General features: G+C 70.8%; 12 protein-coding genes. 6 read left to right on the forward strand and 6 right to left on the reverse strand.

Annotated elements, in window-relative coordinates:
* Positions 1 to 180: 180 nt before the first annotated feature.
* Genes AC156L_RS14735 through AC156L_RS14745 form a run of 3 tightly spaced genes read right to left on the reverse strand, consistent with a single transcriptional unit; the run spans position 181 to position 3,600 of the window.
* Positions 181 to 1,377, reverse strand: coding sequence for an FAD-dependent monooxygenase (locus AC156L_RS14735; protein WP_484406930.1), 1,197 nt, complete (start codon positions 1,375 to 1,377; stop codon positions 181 to 183).
* A 5-nt stretch (positions 1,378 to 1,382) separates the two neighbouring features.
* Positions 1,383 to 2,600 carry an FAD-dependent monooxygenase gene (locus AC156L_RS14740; protein WP_330876496.1) on the reverse strand — a complete coding sequence of 406 codons (1,218 nt, stop codon included), beginning with the start codon at positions 2,598 to 2,600 and terminating at the stop codon, positions 1,383 to 1,385.
* A 40-nt stretch (positions 2,601 to 2,640) separates the two neighbouring features.
* Positions 2,641 to 3,600 carry a zinc-binding alcohol dehydrogenase family protein gene (locus AC156L_RS14745; RefSeq protein ID WP_330876495.1) on the reverse strand — a complete coding sequence of 320 codons (960 nt, stop codon included), beginning with the start codon at positions 3,598 to 3,600 and terminating at the stop codon, positions 2,641 to 2,643.
* Positions 3,601 to 3,665: 65 nt separating this feature from the next.
* Between AC156L_RS14745 and AC156L_RS14750 the strand changes: the two genes are divergently transcribed.
* The gene (locus AC156L_RS14750; protein WP_330876494.1) at positions 3,666 to 4,304 is read left to right on the forward strand and encodes a TetR/AcrR family transcriptional regulator C-terminal domain-containing protein; all 639 of its coding nucleotides are present in this window, start codon (positions 3,666 to 3,668) and stop codon (positions 4,302 to 4,304) included.
* 1 nt (position 4,305) lies between these two features.
* On the opposite strand, the gene AC156L_RS14755 is transcribed toward AC156L_RS14750, so the two are convergent.
* Together AC156L_RS14755 and AC156L_RS14760 are read right to left on the reverse strand one after the other, a co-directional pair.
* Entirely contained in the window at positions 4,306 to 5,721 is a 1,416-nt protein-coding gene (locus AC156L_RS14755) for an MFS transporter (RefSeq protein ID WP_330876493.1), read from the reverse strand.
* A gap of 435 nt (positions 5,722 to 6,156) precedes the next feature.
* Complete coding sequence (locus AC156L_RS14760; RefSeq protein ID WP_330876492.1) at positions 6,157 to 7,548, reverse strand: DHA2 family efflux MFS transporter permease subunit; 1,392 nt, start codon at positions 7,546 to 7,548, stop codon at positions 6,157 to 6,159.
* Positions 7,549 to 8,013: 465 nt separating this feature from the next.
* On the opposite strand from AC156L_RS14760, the gene AC156L_RS14765 reads away from it, so the two are divergent.
* On the forward strand, positions 8,014 to 8,232 hold the full coding sequence (locus AC156L_RS14765) for a hypothetical protein (RefSeq protein WP_330876491.1): 219 nt from the start codon (positions 8,014 to 8,016) through the stop codon (positions 8,230 to 8,232).
* A gap of 169 nt (positions 8,233 to 8,401) precedes the next feature.
* Here AC156L_RS14765 and AC156L_RS14770 read toward each other — a convergent pair whose 3' ends face one another.
* A complete protein-coding gene (locus tag AC156L_RS14770) occupies positions 8,402 to 9,040 on the reverse strand; it encodes a TetR/AcrR family transcriptional regulator C-terminal domain-containing protein (RefSeq protein ID WP_330876490.1) in 639 nt (212 codons plus the stop codon).
* 355 nt (positions 9,041 to 9,395) lie between these two features.
* Between AC156L_RS14770 and AC156L_RS14775 the strand changes: the two genes are divergently transcribed.
* The 4 genes from AC156L_RS14775 to AC156L_RS14790 all read left to right on the forward strand — a co-directional run bounded on the left by AC156L_RS14775 (position 9,396) and on the right by AC156L_RS14790 (position 17,162).
* A complete protein-coding gene (locus AC156L_RS14775) occupies positions 9,396 to 12,089 on the forward strand; it encodes a hypothetical protein (RefSeq protein ID WP_330876489.1) in 2,694 nt (897 codons plus the stop codon).
* Between the two features lie 230 nt (positions 12,090 to 12,319).
* The gene (locus AC156L_RS14780; protein WP_330876488.1) at positions 12,320 to 13,723 is read left to right on the forward strand and encodes a hypothetical protein; all 1,404 of its coding nucleotides are present in this window, start codon (positions 12,320 to 12,322) and stop codon (positions 13,721 to 13,723) included.
* A gap of 413 nt (positions 13,724 to 14,136) precedes the next feature.
* Complete coding sequence (locus AC156L_RS14785) at positions 14,137 to 16,440, forward strand: molybdopterin-dependent oxidoreductase (RefSeq protein ID WP_330876487.1); 2,304 nt, start codon at positions 14,137 to 14,139, stop codon at positions 16,438 to 16,440.
* A 170-nt stretch (positions 16,441 to 16,610) separates the two neighbouring features.
* Positions 16,611 to 17,162 carry an EF-hand domain-containing protein gene (locus tag AC156L_RS14790; protein WP_330876486.1) on the forward strand — a complete coding sequence of 184 codons (552 nt, stop codon included), beginning with the start codon at positions 16,611 to 16,613 and terminating at the stop codon, positions 17,160 to 17,162.
* Positions 17,163 to 17,252: the final 90 nt, after the last annotated feature.

Raw genomic sequence — 17,252 nt, forward strand, 5'->3', positions numbered from 1 at the left:
TGGTGCGCGCCCTGCGGCAGACCGCGGGCCGGTCGGTGCGGGCACTGGTCTGCGCCCGGATCCTCCCGTGCGTCGTGGTCTCCCACTCACCGGCTCGTGCCCGACCTGTGATCGGTCCACTCCAGGAGAGGCGAAGCCGTGGCATCGCCTCTCCTGGAGTGCTCGACGCGGACATCGTCCTCACCGCGACGTGCCGGACAGCACCTGGGCTTGCTGACCGCCCGCCTCCGTCGCCTGCCGACGGCCGCGGACCCTGCGGGCCAGCCCGAGGAGGGCCGACCGCAGCGCCTCGGCCCGACGGCTGGACGGGACGAACATCTGCTGCTTGAGCCGCGCGGTGCGCTGGTTCTTGGTGATGAACGGACGCAGCCCGGCCTCCCAGGCGTCCAGAGCGGCGGCCAGGTCGCCGGGGTGCTCCAGCAGGGCCGCGCTCAGCGCGGCGCCGCCGCGAAGCGACGACGTGGCACCCATGCCCGAGTAGAGGTTCATGCACCACGCGGCATCCCCCACCAGCACGACCCGCCCCTTGCCCCACCGCGGCATCCGCACCTGGTGCACCGAGTCGAACAGGTGGTCAGGGGCCTCTTCCAGGGAGTCCAGGACGTGCCGCACCACGGGATCGTCCATTCCGGAGAAGACCGACCGCAGCCGCTGGACCCGCGACCCGCTGAACTGCTCCTGGATGTCTGCCGTCCGGTACGTCAGCAGCGCGGTGGGCGCGTGGTCGGCGAGCCCGAACACCCACACCGCCCGCTTCGCGCGCGCGATGATGATGCTGTCGCTCGCCTCGTAGGAGGGCACCTGCTCCTTCAGTTGGAAGGCGCAGATCATCGCGTTCCACCTGGTCAGGTAGTCCTCGTCCGGACCGAACACCATCCGGCGCACGCTCGACCGCATCCCGTCCGCGCCGACCACGAGGTCGAAGCTCTCGCGGTACTGCGCACCGGTGCCGGCCTCCTCGAGCAGGACCTGCACGTCGGCACGACCTTCGGTGATCCCGACCGGAGTGGTCCCGAACCGCACCTCGACGCCGGTGATGCTCTGCCACAGCGCGGCCTCGATGTCGCCGCGCAGCACCGCTGCCGGCTCCCCCGGCTGATCCAGGAATCCCAGGGCCGGCCTGCGCCTGCCCCGGCGATTCACCGACCACGAATTCGGGTCGGCCGTCCGTTCCGGGTTGCGGGTGTGCAGGTGGCCTGCGATGCCCAGGTCGACCGCGGCCCGCCTGCCCTCCGGGAACAGTCCGACGAAGTAGCCCCCGGTACGCCGCTCGGGCGCCCGTTCGACGATCACCGGCGTCCAACCGGCCCGGCGCAGCCCGATCGCCGCGGACATCCCCGCGATCCCGAGCCCGACCACCAACGCCCTCTTCCGCATGGCCGTCACCGCGCCGCCTCGGACGGGGCAGCGGTCTTCGCCGCGGTGTGCTCCGCTGCCAGGCGGCGGTGGACGACCCTGCGGATCAGATCGAGAACGCTCGAAACCAGCACCTCGGCCGGGCGGCTGGACGGGACGAACCGCTGTTGCTTGACCCGTGCGGAGCGCCGCTGGCGGGTGATGTAGGGACGCAGGCCGGTCTCCCAGGCGTCCAGGGCGGCGGCGAGGTCGCCGGGGTGCTCCCGCAGGGCCGCGCCCAGTGCGGCGCCGCCGCGCAGCGAGGACGAGGAGCCCATGGCCGAGTAGGTGTTCATGCACCAGGCCGCGTCCCCCACCAGCACGACCCGGCCCTTGCTCCACCGGGGCATCCTCACCTGGTGGATCGAGTCGAACACGTGCTCAGGAGCCTGCTCCAGGGAGTCCAGGACGTGGCGCACCACGGGGTCGTCCTCCATCCCGGAGAAGGCCGCGCGCACCTGTTCGATCGACGGCCCGGCGAACCGGTCCGGGATGTCCTTGGTGCGGTAGGTCAGCCATGCGCAGGGCGCGTGGTCGGCCAGTCCGAACACCCACATCGCACGCTTCGGGCGCGAGACGATGATGCTGTCGCTCGCCTCGTAGGTGGGCACCTGCTCCTTCATCTGGAACGCGCAGATCATCGCCTTCCAGTTCGCCAGGTAGTCCTCGTCCGGACCGAACACCATCCGGCGCACGCTCGACCGCATCCCGTCCGCGCCGACCACGAGGTCGAAGTCCTCGCGGTACTGCTTCCCGGTGCCGGCGTCCTCGAGCAGGACCCGCACCCCGCCGGCGCCTTCGGTGATCTCGACCGGAGTGGTCGCGAACCGCACCTCGACCGCGTCCTCGGACCCGTCGCCGATGATGCCCTGCCACAACGCGGCCTCGATGTCGCCGCGCAGCACCGCGGCCAGCCCGCTGGGCGCGTCCAGCAAGCCCAGAACCGGCTTCCGCTTGCCCTGGCGATCCACCGACCACGAGTTCCCGCCCGGTCGCCAGTCCGGGTTGCGGGTGTGCAGGTGGTCGGCGATCCCCAGGTCGGCCACGGCCTGCACACCCTCCGGGAACATGAAGATGAAATAGCCTCCGGTACGCCGCTCGGGCGCCCGTTCGACGATCACCGGTGTCCAACCGGCTCGGCGCAGCCCGATGGCCGCGGACATCCCCGCGATCCCGAGCCCTACCACCAGTGCCCTCTTCTGCACGGCTCCTCCTCTCTGCGACAACGATCGGGTGGTGGACAACTCAGTCCGGCACGACGACGGCCCGGCCGCGCCCGGTGTGCGCCCACGCCTCACCGACCCGGCTCAGCGGGAACGCGGTGTAGGGCACCCGCAGCGACCCGTCGGCGAAGCGGGCCATGACCTCGGGCGCCTCGGCGAGCATCTCCTCCGGGGACACCGATCCGATGCCGCTCCCGGTGATCCGGATCCGCCGACTGCGCAGCAAGTCCGCGGGCAGCGACGCCTCCAGACCCGCGAGCGAACCGATCTGCGCGTAGGCCGTGTCCGCTTCGCTGTCCTCGCCGCTCCGCCCCAGCACGGCGAATGCGGCCTCGGCGACAGGCCCCCAGAGGTAGTCCAGCACGAGACCGGGCTGCGCCTCGGCAACAGCACCGGCCAGAGCCTCCTCCAGGCCGTCGGGCCCGTCCTGGGCCAGCGACACCGTCGTCGCCCCGGCACCACGCAGCCGCTCCAGCGCCTCCGGATCACGCCCGGCGGCGATGACCCGCTCCGCTCCGAGGGCCAGCGCGCCCTGCACCGCCAGGCTGCCCGACATCCCGGTCGCGCCCAGCACCAGCACGGTGCCCAAGGTCCCCATCTCCTTGCGCCGCGCGGCGAGCACCATCCAGCCCGACAGGCCGGGGTTCATGCCCGCGGCGATCGCGAGCGGATCCGCCCCCGCCGGAACCTCCGCCTGGAACGGAGCGACCAGCCGCTCGGCCATCGTCCCGAAGGGCGGACGCGCGTATCCGGTGTAGACCAGGCGCCCGTCACCGGTGCGTGCGACCGCGTCGATGCCCGGCACCAGCGGATACGTCATCCGGCCGCGGCCGTAGTGCTGGCCGGAGGCCAGTCCGCGGACGATGTTGTGCAGGCCGGCTCCGACGAGGTGCAGTGGCTCGTGACCGGGCGGGACCGACGGCTCGGGGAAGTCGGAGCAGGCGGGTGACACATCGGGGGCGGTGATGACCGCAGCGCGCATCAGGTTCTCCTTAACTAAGTTCAACGATATGGTCAGTGTTCCTGAACACCGTTAAGGTGTCAACCATGGCCAAGGGCATCACCAGGGAGCGGATCGTCACGGCGGCGCTCGAACTCCTCGACGACAAGGGCATGGACGGCCTCACCGTCCGCGCGCTCGCCTCCCGGCTGGACGTCCGCGCCCCCGCCCTCTACTGGCACGTGCGCAACAAGCAGGAGCTGCTCGACGAGATGGCCACCGAGGTCATGCGCCGCGTGACCGGAGCCTTCGCCGCGGTCCCGTCCGGCGCCGGCTGGCGCGACGACCTCACCGCCTACGCCCGCGGCCTGCGCTCGGAGTACCTGCTCCACCGCGACGGGGCCCGCATCTTCAGCGGCACCCGGATCACCGACCCGGACGTGGTCCGCATGAAAGAACCTTTGTTCGAGCGCTGGACCGCGGCCGGCTGGAAGCCCGACGACGCCGACGACGCCGTCGACCTGGTCACCGCCTTCGTCGTCGGCTTCGTCATCGAGGAACAGGAACGACGCCAATCCGCCGAGACCGATCCGACGCGCTACTCCACCACGCGGCGCGACGCCTGGCTGGGCGGAGGCGCGTCACTGGTCAAGGAGGCCGGGCACCTCCACGACGACGGCGACCAGCGGTTCGAACGGCACCTCGGCATGGTCCTCGACGGGATCGCCGCCCGACCGGACGCGTGACTCACCCGCGCCTGCGCACCAGCACCGTCGCGAGCACCGCGGCCGCGACGAGCGCCGCGCCACCCATCAGGATGTACAGCCGCACCCCGGCCAGGGAGTTCGCGGCGACCTCCGCGACGAGCGTGTCGGTGGCCGTCGCGTTGAGCACCATCACGCCGACGAAGTTGAGCACGACCGACCCGACGCAGAGCACGACCGCCACCAGGCTGCCGATCGCACCGTGGTGCTCGGGCGGTGTCATGACGGTCGCGAGGTTGAAACTGGAGGCGATTCCCGCGCCGGCGGCCACGCCGAGCAGGGTGGCGCAGACGAGCCCGACCGGGAGCGCCGAGATGCCCGCGAGCATCCCGAACGTGGCCAGCGTGCCCACCGCGATCCCGGCGAGCAGCGTGCGCGCCGGACCGATCCGGGACGCGAGGACACCGGACACCGGACCACCGATCATGATCCCGACCGCGGACAGCACGAACAACGCGAGCACCACGTCGCCACCGCCGAGGCCGTAGCCAAGGCCGAGCTCGGGCGACACTTCCGCGACGAGGCTCATCAGCTGCAACATGCTCTGCACCGAGCCCGCCGTGAGCGCCACCGCTCCCAGCGTCGACACCAGCGACCCGCTGTGCCCACGCAGGTCGACGATCGGTTCGGGAACCCTCAGCACGTGCCGCACCCCGGCGGCCAGCGCGATGACGCCGCAGGCCAGCGCGGCCAGCAGACCCGGGTTCGCCCAGCCCAGGCCAGGGGCCATGCTGACGCTACCGAGCACCGCGACCAGACCGGAACCGAGCAGCAGCGCCCCGGCGACGTCGACCGACCCGCCGGAGCGGATCGGCGGTTCCGGGATGAACAGCCGCACGGCGACCGCGCAGACCACCGCGAGAGCGATGGCGGCGACGAAGACGCTCCGGTAGCCGAACGCGTCGATCGCCGGGTTCAGCAGGAGCATCGAGGGAATCCCCAGTATCGACGCGCCCGTGGTCACGACCCCGACGGCGGTCATCCCGACCCGTGGGTCGCAGAGCTGGCGGGTGATCGCCACCGTGAGCAGCACCGTCCCCATGACCGCGCCCTGAAGGAACCGGCCGAGCACGAAGACGACGACGTTCGGCGCGATCAGGCAGACCAGCGATCCCGCAAGCGTGACGAGCATGGTGACGATGAGGATCCGGCGCTTGCCGTGGATGTCGGCGGTGCGCCCGAGCAACGGCGCCCACATCGCGCCCGCCAGCATCGCGCTCGAGTTGAGCCACGCGGCCTGGTCGGTCTGGAAGTGCCGCATCATGTCCGACAACGCCAGCAGCGGGGCGACGATGACCACGTCGGACAACAGGTTCGCCCCGACGAGGATCATCAACCAGCCGACCAGCCGACCGCTCCACCTGTCTTCCGCGACACCCGACGGGCGCGCTACCGACATGCCTTGCACCATGAGTTCTCTCCAGGTAGCGGCAGCCGGGAACACCCGACCACCTCGAGGGTTTCCTTCTCCGGTTCCGGGGGGCGCTCGGTCTGCGGCGCCACCACCCCCACGCCCGCGACGGGGAGGCGGACGCGCGCGCGGGCGACGCCCCGTCACGGGCGTGGGGGTGCACGACCGCACGTGCACGACGTCCGGGCGCGGCATCCGCTGTGCCCCGGCGACGCCCGCGGCCGGTCGTGCGGTGAACCGGGCGGTGCCGTTGATGCCGGGTGGGTAGGTGTCGGCGCCGATCAGGACGCGCAGCGGACGGGTCACGGTCGTTCCCGCGAGCACGGACACTCCTGGATGGTGGGAGAGGCACCCCACCACGACCTCGATCCTGGGTGAATCGCGATCACGATGCGGTTCGGAATCCGGTCAGTGGCGCTGCGGTCAGTGCGCCGTGGGTGTTCCGCCGGACGCCGGGACCCGGATCAGGAACGCCCCGACGATCGTGAACGACGACAGCGTGGCCGCTACCAGGAACGCCGCGTGCACGCCGCCCGCCGTCTGCTCCACGAGCGGCACGCCTTCGGCGGTGAGCGCCGCCGAGCGGACCGACAGCACGTTGACCAGCAGCGCCACCCCGGCAGCCCCGGCCAGCTGCTGGGCGGTGCTGAAGATCGCGCTGCCGTAGGAGTACAACTTCGGCGGCACCGCCCCCAGGCCCGCGGCGAACAGCGGCGTGAACACGAACGCCAGTCCGGCCGACAGCAGCAGGTGGAACCCGGTCACCTGCGGCAGCGAGGTGCCGGCGGTGAAGAGGGTGGTGGACCACAGCGCCGCGCTGGTGGCGACCGTGCCGGGCACGAGCAGCGCCCGCGCGCCGAACCGGTCGTGCAGCCGCCCGGCCACCGGCCCCAGCGCACCCATGAGCAGACCCCCCGGCAGGAGCAGCAGGCCCGTGGTGAGCGGCTCCAGCACCAGCACGCTCTGCAGGTAGATCGGCAGCAGGACGGACGTGCCCAGCAGCGTGGCCATCGTCAGCATCATCATCACGCTCGCGACCGTGAACGTCCGCGACCGGAACGCGCGCAGATCCAGCAGGGCGCGGTCGGTCCGCTGCAGCACCAGTTGCCGGGCGACGAACGCGACCACGCTCCCGACACCGACGGCGAACGCGGCCCACGCCACGACCTGCGACGTGCCACCGGAGTGGCCCAGGCTGCTCAACCCGTAGACGAGGCCACCGAAGCCGAGCGCGGAGAGCGCCACGGACACCACGTCGATCGGCGCCGCGGTGGTCTCCCCGACGTTCGTGATCCGCCGCAGCCCCACCACCAGCACGGCGAGCGCGATCGGCAGCACCAGCCAGAACATCTGGCGCCAGCCGAACAGGTCCAGCACGACGCCCGCCACCGTCGGCCCGATCGCGGGTGCGACGGAGATGACGATCGCGATGTTGCCCATCAGGGCACCCCGGCGAGCCGCCGGCACGAGCGTCAACACCGTGGTCGTCAGCAGCGGCATCATGATCGCGGTGCCACCGGCCTGCACGACGCGGCCGGCGAGCAGCACGCCGAAGCCCGGTGCGACCGCCGCGACCAGCGTGCCCGCGCTGAACAACACCATGGCCGTGGCGAACAGGGAGCGCGTGGGCACCCTCCGGATCAGGAACCCGGTGACCGGGATGACCACGGACATCGTGAGCAGGAAGCCCGCGGTGAGCCACTGCCCCGCGCTCGCCTCGATCCGCAGGTCGGTCATGAGCACCGGCAGCGCCACGCCCATGATCGTCTCGTTGAGGAAGACGACGAACGTGGAGACCAGCAGTACCGCGATCACGACGAGGTTGCGGGAATCGAGCTCCCCCGAGGTCCGGGGTCCGCCTTCGACGTCAGCCGTCAACCGATGCGTGCCTTGCACGATGCTGCCCTCCGCACTCGTCGATCCGGTCCCGGTCAGTCCGGGACGACGGCGCGGGTCCGCCCCTGCTGCGCCCGTGCCTCGCCGACGCGACTGAGCGGATGACGGCGTGCGGCGCGTCGAAGGTCCCGTCGCCGAACCGGGCGATGACCTCGGGAACCCCGGCGCTCAGTGCCCGCCGGTGACCAGCGCGGACGACGTGGCGCAGACCCGCGCCCACCAGCCGCGGCTGTTCGTTCCCCGGCTGCTGCTGTGGATCGGGGAAGTCCGCGCAGACGGGTGTGGCGTCCGGGTGGCTGACTGCTGCTGCGCGCACCAGAGACTCCTTAACTATGTTCAACTCGTCTGGCACAACCGTGCCTGAACTTTGTTAAGGTGTCAAGCGTGGTGAAGGACGCTCGGGGCGAGGACGCCGAACACCCGAGCGACGCCGGGCCGGCATGGAGAGAGAGGAGCGGGTTCGGTGACCTGCACGTGCTCGTCGCGGACGCCGACCGCGCGGTCCGCGAATCGCCGGGTCGTGCGCTGGAGCTCGTGGAATACCGCGTCGTGGGGTCGACGGCGGCGTGCGGGAGCCGACCTGCGCCCGTCGGAATCCCCTGAAACCTCGCCGTCGACGTCCGCTAGCGTCCTGCGCCGCGCGGAGGGTGAACGACCTGCGCCGGTACGCGGCGGCCGTCCGCCCTGGGGGCCCGGAGAACCCGGGCCCCGTCCAGGTTCGGCGTCATCACGTCGATGACGGGGGCGTCGAACGTCTCGCCCCGGACGTGGGTCAGCGCTGCTGCCGGGCCGCGAGCCCGTCGAGGACGACATCGAGGTGCCGCGTGAACCGCGTGTGGTGATCATCGCGCAGGCGACCCGCGGCCTTGACCAGATCGGCCCCCTCGCCCAGCCAGGCATCGCGTTCGGCCAGCGAGTAACGACCCGGGGTGGTCTCCTCCGACCGCACCCGCTCCTGTTCCTCGATGACGAAGCCGACGACGAACGCGGTGACCACGTCCAGGGCGTCGTCGGCGTCGGCAAGGGTGAAGCCGGCCTCGACGAACCGCGCGAGCCAGGTCTCCTTGGCTTTCACCACGTCCGGATCGGAGAGGCGCGTGCCGCTGAAGATGCGGGCTCCGTCCCGGTAGCCCAGGTATTCCGTGCGCAGGACCTGGCCGTAGTCGGCGAGGTTGGCCCGCCAGCCGGCGTCTGGTGAGACGGCCGACAGCGCATCCGTGACGCGGCGCATGACGAACGTGCTCATCTCGTCGAGCAGTTCCTGTTTGTTGCGGACGTGCCAGTACAGCGCCGGCGCCTGCACGTCCAGCCTCGCGGCGAGCGCACGGACGGTCAGTGCGTCCATGCCCTTGTCGTTGAGCAGGTCGAGCGCTGCCGCGACGATCCGGTCCTTGTTTATGCCCTTTCCCACGGTTGACACCTTAACGAAGTTCAGGCATCCCTGCGGCAGGCCTTGACCCGTGCACGGCATCCACTGGCGGAGCCAGCGCTATCGGCGATGAGCGATGACGATGGTCACCCGTTGCAGGTGCCAGGGGGCGCCGCTGGGACGTCCTGCTTGGCGCGCATAGTCAGTCTCTGGTTCGTCACGCCGCCGCTCGGAACCGCCGAACGCCTCGGTGATGACCACTCGCGAGCTTCCGCGGTGGACCGGCGGGGTGAGGACGGTTCACGGCCGAGGTCACGGATCGGCTTCGAACGGTAACGAGCCCTCTGAGCACCCGATTAGCCTACTGGTAGCCCTGCACGTTGAGGCGGGTGGACGTATGACTGATCGGCCGAACAGGGTAGTTCACGAGCTGCGCGTCCACGGCGTCTCCGGCACACCACCGGAATCGATGCTCGGCGAGCCCTTTCCCCGGCAGGTCGCGGGCGACGACACCGCCCGCTTCTTCCGGGCCGCCGAGCCGGTGACCACGCTGCCCGGCGGGACGCAGCCGCCGCGGTCCCGGATCGTCGAGGCGTTCCACTGGGGACGGTTCACCTCCGGCGGCGCGAGCCGGGCGCTCTGGCTCCTCCTGGCGCCGTTCGCCCTGCTGAACCTGTCCCGCTACATGCTGCTGGGCAGGGGAAAGTTCGCCGACGGCGTGCTCCGGCTGCTCGGCGTCGTGCTGACCTCCGTGCTCGTGGCGAACACCGTCCACCTCTGCCTGGAACTCGTCGTCCGGCAGTGCTCCAGCAGTGCGGTGTGCTTGCAGGACAACGGGTGGCTGGACTTCACCGCGACCTGGCCGTTCGGTGCGCGCCTGCTGCTGGGCGTCGTCCCCACGGCGGCCGTGATCGGCCTGCTGTGGTGGTTCGGCAGGCAAACGTTCCTGTACGAGCCCAAGGGCGAGCGGCACGAGTGGGTCCCCGAGGACGGGTCACTGCGCGACCACGCCTTCTGGCACACGTCACCCAGGGCCCCGGCGCTGCGGGCGGCGCACGTCGCGGTCGCCTGCGCCGTGACGGGCATCCTGTACAGCGGCGCACTGAACACCGACGTCCTGACGGCCACCGCGCCGACCTGGCTGTGGGCGATCGCGGTCGGGGTCGGTGTCCTCCTGGTCCTCCTCGCCGCGCTCGGGGTCGCGAAGGTCCCGGCCACCGAGTCGCGTCCCGACCCGCGGTTCAACGACTCCTGCCGCGTCCCCCTCCGGTTCACCCTGCTCAAGTGGGGCTCGCTGGTGTACCTCGCGGGGTCGGTGGTGCTGGCCGCCGTGGTCCTGTGGGACGTCGGCGACGCCGACGCGCTGGCCCGGCCGCTGGCGGGCTTCGAGGTCGTGACCATGGTCCAGAGCGGTCTGGCCGCGGTCCTCCTGCTGGTCCTCCTGGGCGTGTGCCGCAAGCAGCGAGGCGCCCTCGACCCCATCCCGGAGCACGCCCGCACGGCGTTCGGGCCGATGTGGGGCGGTTTCGCGGCGTGGATCACCGCGGCGTTCGCGACGACGCTCGCGGCCGGGTTCAGCAGCGGATTCGCCTACCGCGTAGCGGATCTGCTGGGCGAACCGGTCGGCGATCACGTCACGCGGGCGGACGTCGCCGAGACCGCGGGCGACGTGGTCCAGTGGCGGATCGAACTGAGCGAGGCCTACTGGACGGGGGTCGTGCTGTGGGGAGTGCTCGCCGTCGTGTTCCTGGTGCTGCTGCTGCCTTTGCTGGCCGTGATGGCGCAACAACCGGTGGCCGCGGCGGTCCTGCTGGCGGCGACGATCAGCGGCCCGTCGGCCTTCGTCGGGCGGGACCGGCCGCTCTGGTGGCTGCTGGGAGTCTCGGTGGTCCTGCTGGCCGTCGGACTGTGGCTGGGGTTCGGCCGGTGGCGGTCGGACGGGCTCGACGACCGCGCCGCGGGGGACTACGAGGGCGAACACGACGACGGCGTGGAAGTCACCAGGAGGGTCGCGGACGAGCCTCAACCGCGGGGCATCGGCAAGGTCGCCACGGCGTGGCGGCTGGCGCGGGCGAAGTACCGCTACCACTGGGCGCTCGGCACGATCAGCGTGCTGGGTGGTGCGCTGGTGGTGGCAGCGGGCGTGGTCGGGACCGTCCGCTTGGTCGTCGACCGGGAGGCCACCGACCCACCCGCGTGGCTGCTCGACGGTCCGCTCCCCAGCGTCGGCGGCTGGGTGTTGTCGGGCCTGGCCGCGGGCCTGGTCCTGCTCGGCATCCGCTCGTGGCAGGGGCAGAAGATGCGGACCGTGGTCGGTGTCCTGTGGGACCTGATCGCGTTCTGGCCGCGCTACGCCCATCCGATCTGCCCTCCGCCCTACGGCGGTCGGGCCACGCTCGAGCTGGCCAGTCGCGCGAACCACCTGGCGAACCAGCCAGGGGAGCACAAGGTCGTCCTGTCCGGGCACAGCCAGGGCAGCGTGGTGTGCGTCGCCGCCGTGCTCGTGCTGGCGAAGGAACGCGAGACGGACGACTCCGGCCACTGCTACATCAAGCGGGCCGAGGCCGAGAACACCGTTCGGCGGCTGGGCCTGGTCACCTACGGGTCGCAGTTGCGGTGGGCGTTCGCCAGGCTCTTCCCGCGCTACCTCGGCTACGCCGAGCTGGCGAGCGTCCACGAGGTCCTGGGCGGGCGGTGGAGGAACGTGCACCGGTGGACCGATCCGCTCGGCGGCCCCGTGCTCACCTGGCAGGACGGATCCACGCAGACCTCCGAGACCTCCCCGCCGACGTGGCACGCAATGGGCTCGGAGAACCCGCCTGGGCTCGGAGAAGTGCGCGCGGGCGGCGAAGGCAGCTTCCTGCGGGGCCGGGAGTTGGGCCACGACATCAGGTTGCGGGACCCCGAGTTCATCGAGTCGCTCGCGGACCGGCCGCGGTCCCGACTGCGCGGGCACAGCGGCTACTACGACGACCCGGTGTTCGACGAGGTGGTCGCCGACGTGGCCGACGAGGAGCCCGCTCGGGACGACCAGCCCCGAGGTCCCACACCCCTCCTGCCACCGACCTACGCGGACGAGGGCTCGTCATGAGGTGGCGGGGACTGACACCGGTCGAACGACGGCTGGTCGCCTGCGCGAAGGCGGGGAGGGAACTCGACTGCGCTGCGCTTCGCCGTCCGGGAACCTCCGACAACTGGTACCACGTGCGGGCACGGGTGATCAGCGGCCTGCTGGAGGGCAGGTGCGGAAACCACCTCCACCCGCGGGGGGTGACGCTCGCGAACGCGTGGATCGATGGCCCGGAGCTCCGACTCGACTCGGTGAGGACCCAGGTCGGGCTGCACCTGAACCGGTGCGTGCTCCAGGGGCCGATCTTCGCCCACAACGCGTGGGTGCCGTGGCTCGAGTTGTTCGACTGCCGGATTCCGTTCTTCCACGCCGACCGGATCAGGGTGGACGGCACCCTCTACCTCCGAGGCCTGGGCACGACGAGCAACACCGCCGACAGCGCCGTGCGGCTGGTCGGTGCCCGCATCGGCCGCAACCTCGAACTGGACGGGGCGTGTCTGGACAACCCGGAGGGACCGGCCCTGCACGCGGAGGGCATCCACGTGGGCCGCGCGCTCAGGTTCCGTCACGCTCGCGCGACCGTCTCCTGCGACACGGGAGCGGTCCAGCTCGTCAACGCACGGGTGCGCGGAGACCTGTGGCTCGACGGCACGACGCTGACCAACGGACACGGTCCGGTGCTCAACGCCGAAGGGCTGCACGTGGGAGGCTCACTCCTGCTGTGCTCGGGGTTCGAGGCGGTGGCGAAGTCGAAGGAACTCGCGACGATCCACCTCATGTCCGCGCGTGTCGGCTCCCGTCTCGACCTGGGCGTCGGGAGGCGCTTCACCGGCAAGTCCTTCGGCTCGGAACCCGAGGATCCCGAAGATCCCGAGAAGCGCGCCCGACGGCCCGCGAAGATCGTGAACACCGACCCGAGCGCGGTGACGCTCGACCTCCGGTGCGCGACGGTCAACGAGCTCCGCATCCCCCCGGAGACCGTGTGCCGTCCGGTGAACGGGCGGTGCACCTCGACGAGCACGGTGGTGCTCGCCGAGCTGGAGTACGGCAGGCTGTCGCGCGAATCGGCGCACCCGTACTGGCCCCACTGGTTCAGCGTGCACGCTCGTCCGTTCGAGGCCCAGCCCTACCAGCACCTCGCGGCCGTTCTGCGGAACACCGGACGGGCGACCGAGGCCAGGGAGGTCCTGATCGCGCTGGAGGACGAACGACATCAGACGAACGAGTCCGCGACGCGCGGCTCGCGGATATGGCACTGGGTCAAGAAGCGGTTCATCGGGCACGGCTACCGGCCAGGCCGGGCGCTGGTCGGCCTGGCCGGTGTCTTCGTGGTCGCGCTCGCCCTCACGTGGGCCGCGTCGAGCGCCGACGTGGTCCACCGGTCTGTGCCGCGCGTGCAGAACGTCAGCTCGGCCGTCGTGGTGGAGGACCTGCCCGACACGGACTTCCCGTGCCGCTTCGCCGACACGATCCGCCTGGCAGCGGACCTCTCGGTGCCACTGATCAGCACCGGCGGCAGGTCGCGCTGCGACTTCAAAGCCGACGGTGGATGGGCGATGGCGGCGACGATCGCCGGGCTCCTCCTGCAAATCCTGGGTTGGGCGTTCGCGACGTTGTTCGTGGTGGGGTTCACGGGCGTGGTTCGAAGGTTCTAATGCCTGGGGTGACGTTGGCTGGGATGGCGTCGATCCGAGTTGGCGCTGTTCGGCGTGCTGGTGCTCAACGATGAGCGAGGTCTCCGGTGAACGGTTCGTCGACACAGAAGAACCTTCGCCGTTGCTTGACATCGTCTTCTACCCCGCCCTGCCCAGGGATACCGTGGAGGTCACGTCGCCGACCACGAGCCGCACCGCGCGGCCCGCCAGAGGCGGGACGGAGGTTCCGCTGATGAGCGATTCCCGCACGGGGGCCTCCCCGCCCGCGCAGCCGGTCGCCGACCCGTTCCCGCGAGGCGGACGGTGCGGGCGGCAGGCTCCCGGTGCACCACGTCACCCACTGCGACGTGGACGACCGTTGTCCAGGACCGAGGAAACGTCAGAGGCGGAGTTGACGCATGGTGGAACGACGCATGTCGGTTGCGACGCACTGGGGCAGTTTCGACGCGGTGGTCGATTCCGGTCGACTGGTGCGCATCGAGCCGAGGCACGACGACCCCGCCCCGTCGCCCATCGGCCCCGGAATGGTGACGGCCGCCGACGACCAAGCTCGCGTCCTGCGGCCCGCGGTGCGCAAGGGCTGGCTGAACGGCGAGCCGCGCGCCCACGGCACGGCCAGGGGCACCGATGCCTTCGTGGAGGTGAGCTGGGACCACGCGATCACGCTCGTGAGCGATGAACTCCGTCGAGTCCGCTCACAGCACGGCGACAGCGCGGTGTTCGGCGGGTCCTACGGTTGGGCGAGCGCGGGCAGGTTCCACCACGCGCAGGGACAACTCCACCGGTTCCTGGCGCTGGGCGGGGGCTACACCGACTCCCGCAACACCTACAGCACCGCGGCGTTGGAGGTCATCCTCCCCCACGTGATCGGCGGTCATCCGTGGAGCTACCAGAGCCGGATGCCGATGTGGGACGAGATAGCCGACAACTGCGAACTCGTGGTCGCGTTCGGAGGGCTGGCCCTGAAGAACAGCCAGATCAACCCCGGCGGACTGGCCAGGCACCGGACGCGGGACCTGCAACGGCGGTGCCGCGAGGCCGGGGTGCGGTTCGTGAACATCAGCCCCATCCGCAGCGACACCGCCGACTTCCTCGACGCCGAGTGGCTGCCCGTCGTCCCCAACACCGACACCGCCGCGATGCTGGGCATCGCCCACACGATGCTGGTCAACGGGTGGCACGACGAGGACTTCCTCCGCCGGTGCTGCGTCGGGTTCGACCGCTTCGCCGCCTACCTGCTCGGCGAGGTCGACGGCGTCCGGAAGGACGCCGAGTGGGCGGCGAGGATCACGGGCATCAGCCGTGACTCGATCACCGACCTCGCCCGCCGCCTCACCAGCCGGCGTTCCGTCATCATGGTCAACTACGCGGTGCAGCGCGCGGACCACGGCGAACAACCGATCTGGATGTCCGTCGTGCTGGCCGCCATGGCGGGTTCGATGGGTCGGCCGGGGTGCGGCTGGGGCGCGGGTTACGCGACGATGGACGCGACGGGCGTCGCACAGGACCGCGCTTTCGTGGCGACGATCCCGGAGGTTCCCAACCCGGTTCCCGATTTCATCCCCGTCGCACGGATCGCCGACACCCTCCTGCGTCCGGGCGAGGTCATCGACTACGACGGCCAACGCCTCACCCTGCCCGAGCTGCGCTTGATCTACTGGTGCGGGGGGAACCCGTTCCACCACCACCAGGACCTCCACCGGTTGACCAGCGCCTGGCAGGTCCCGGACACGGTGGTGGTCCACGAAGCCTGGTGGAACACGACGGCGAAGTTCGCGGACATCGTCCTGCCCGTCGCCACCAGCCTGGAGCGCGACGACTTCGCCGCCGGGTTCTCCGACCCCCACATCGCCGCGATGCCGAAAGTCCGCGAACCGGAGGGCGAATCGCGCACCGATCACCACATCTTCGCCGCCTTGGCCGCACGGCTCGGGTTCGAGCACGAGTTCACGGAGTCGCGCTCGGAGAGCGAATGGGTCCGGCACCTCTACGAACAGACCAGGGCCACACTCGGCGATGCCGCCGCCCTGCCGGACTTCGACGACTTCTGGCGAAGCTCCACCGCTGGGCTGCCGGCGTCGACCGGGCCCTATCCCGGCAGTTTCGAGGACCTCCGCTCGGATCCGCGGCTCTTCCCCCTGGCGACGCCCTCGGGCCGGATCGAGATCTTCTCGGAGAAGATCGACTCGTTCGGCTACGACGACTGCGCCGGGCATCCGAAGTGGTACGAACCGACCGAGTGGCTTCGCGCCGATCTGGCGAACCGCTTCCCGCTGCACCTGATCTCGAACCAGCCCGCCTCACGCCTGCACAGCCAGTACGACAACGGTGGCCACAGCCTCGGCTCGAAGATCCGCGGCCGTGAACCCGTGACGATCAACTCGTCGGACGCCGCGGCGCGCGGCATCGAGAGCGGCATGGTCGTGCGCGTCCACAACGACCGGGGCGCTTGCCTCGCGGGCGCGGTCCTGTCGGACGACCTCATGCCGGGCGTCCTGCAACTGTCCACGGGAGCGTGGTGGGATCCGGTGCGGCCGGGCCTGAACGGCACCCTGGACCGCCACGGCAACCCGAACGTCCTCACGGCGGATCGACCGTGCTCGCGCCTCTCCCAAGGACCGAGTGCTCTCAGCGCGCTGGTCGACGTCGAGCCCTACGACGGCCCTCTCCCCGATGTGCTCGCCTTCGCGCCACCGAACCTCGTGCCGCCCGGCTGACGCGCACCCGGCTGACGGGCCCGGTCCGGGTCGGCGAGGTCTCGCATCGGGTGAAGCCGGCCGCCGTCATCCACGTGGGTGACGGCGGCACCACTCGAACGAATGATTTGATTTCCACCGTGGTGGTGCGGCTTGAAAGCACGGTGATCGCCTCACTACGTTGCGCGGTCATGACTGGAGTTTGCGATCTCAAGTACCGCCAGTGGTTCAAGGGTGCGGACGTGGACGGCGACGGGGTGATCACCCGTCAGGACGTCCGGCTCATGGGCGAGCGCTACATCGCGGCCCGTGGTGTCATGCCGGAGTCCGCGACCGCCCGGCAGCTCACCGAGGGGTTGGACGCGTTCTGGGCCAACGTGATCGCGCCGATGGACCAGGACGGTGACGGAAAGGTCGACCTGCGGGAGATGACCGCGGGGTTCCGGCGAGCGCTGGCCGATCCCGCCCTCTACCCGCAGCAGGTCGGGCCGGTGGCCGACTGCTACTTCGACCTGGTCGACCTCGACGGCGACAACAGGGTCGACCGGGCGGAGTTCGGGGAGATCTTCCGCCACGCGGGCAACGTGTCCTCACAGGACTGCGCCGCGGTCTTCGACGCGTTGGACCTGGACGGATCGGGCGGCTTGGACCGCGCCGAGTTCCACCGGGCGCTCGTGGAGTTCTTCTACGGCGACGACCCGCACGCCCCTGCCTCGCACCTGTTCGGCAGGATCGCCGTCTGACGGGCGGTGTTGTTCCTGCGGATCTCGTTGACCGACAACGGGATCCGCAAGTGGTCGGCGTCCGCTCGGCCCCCCGCCGACGATCGCGAC

It is taken from the genome of Umezawaea sp. (assembly GCF_057122925.1).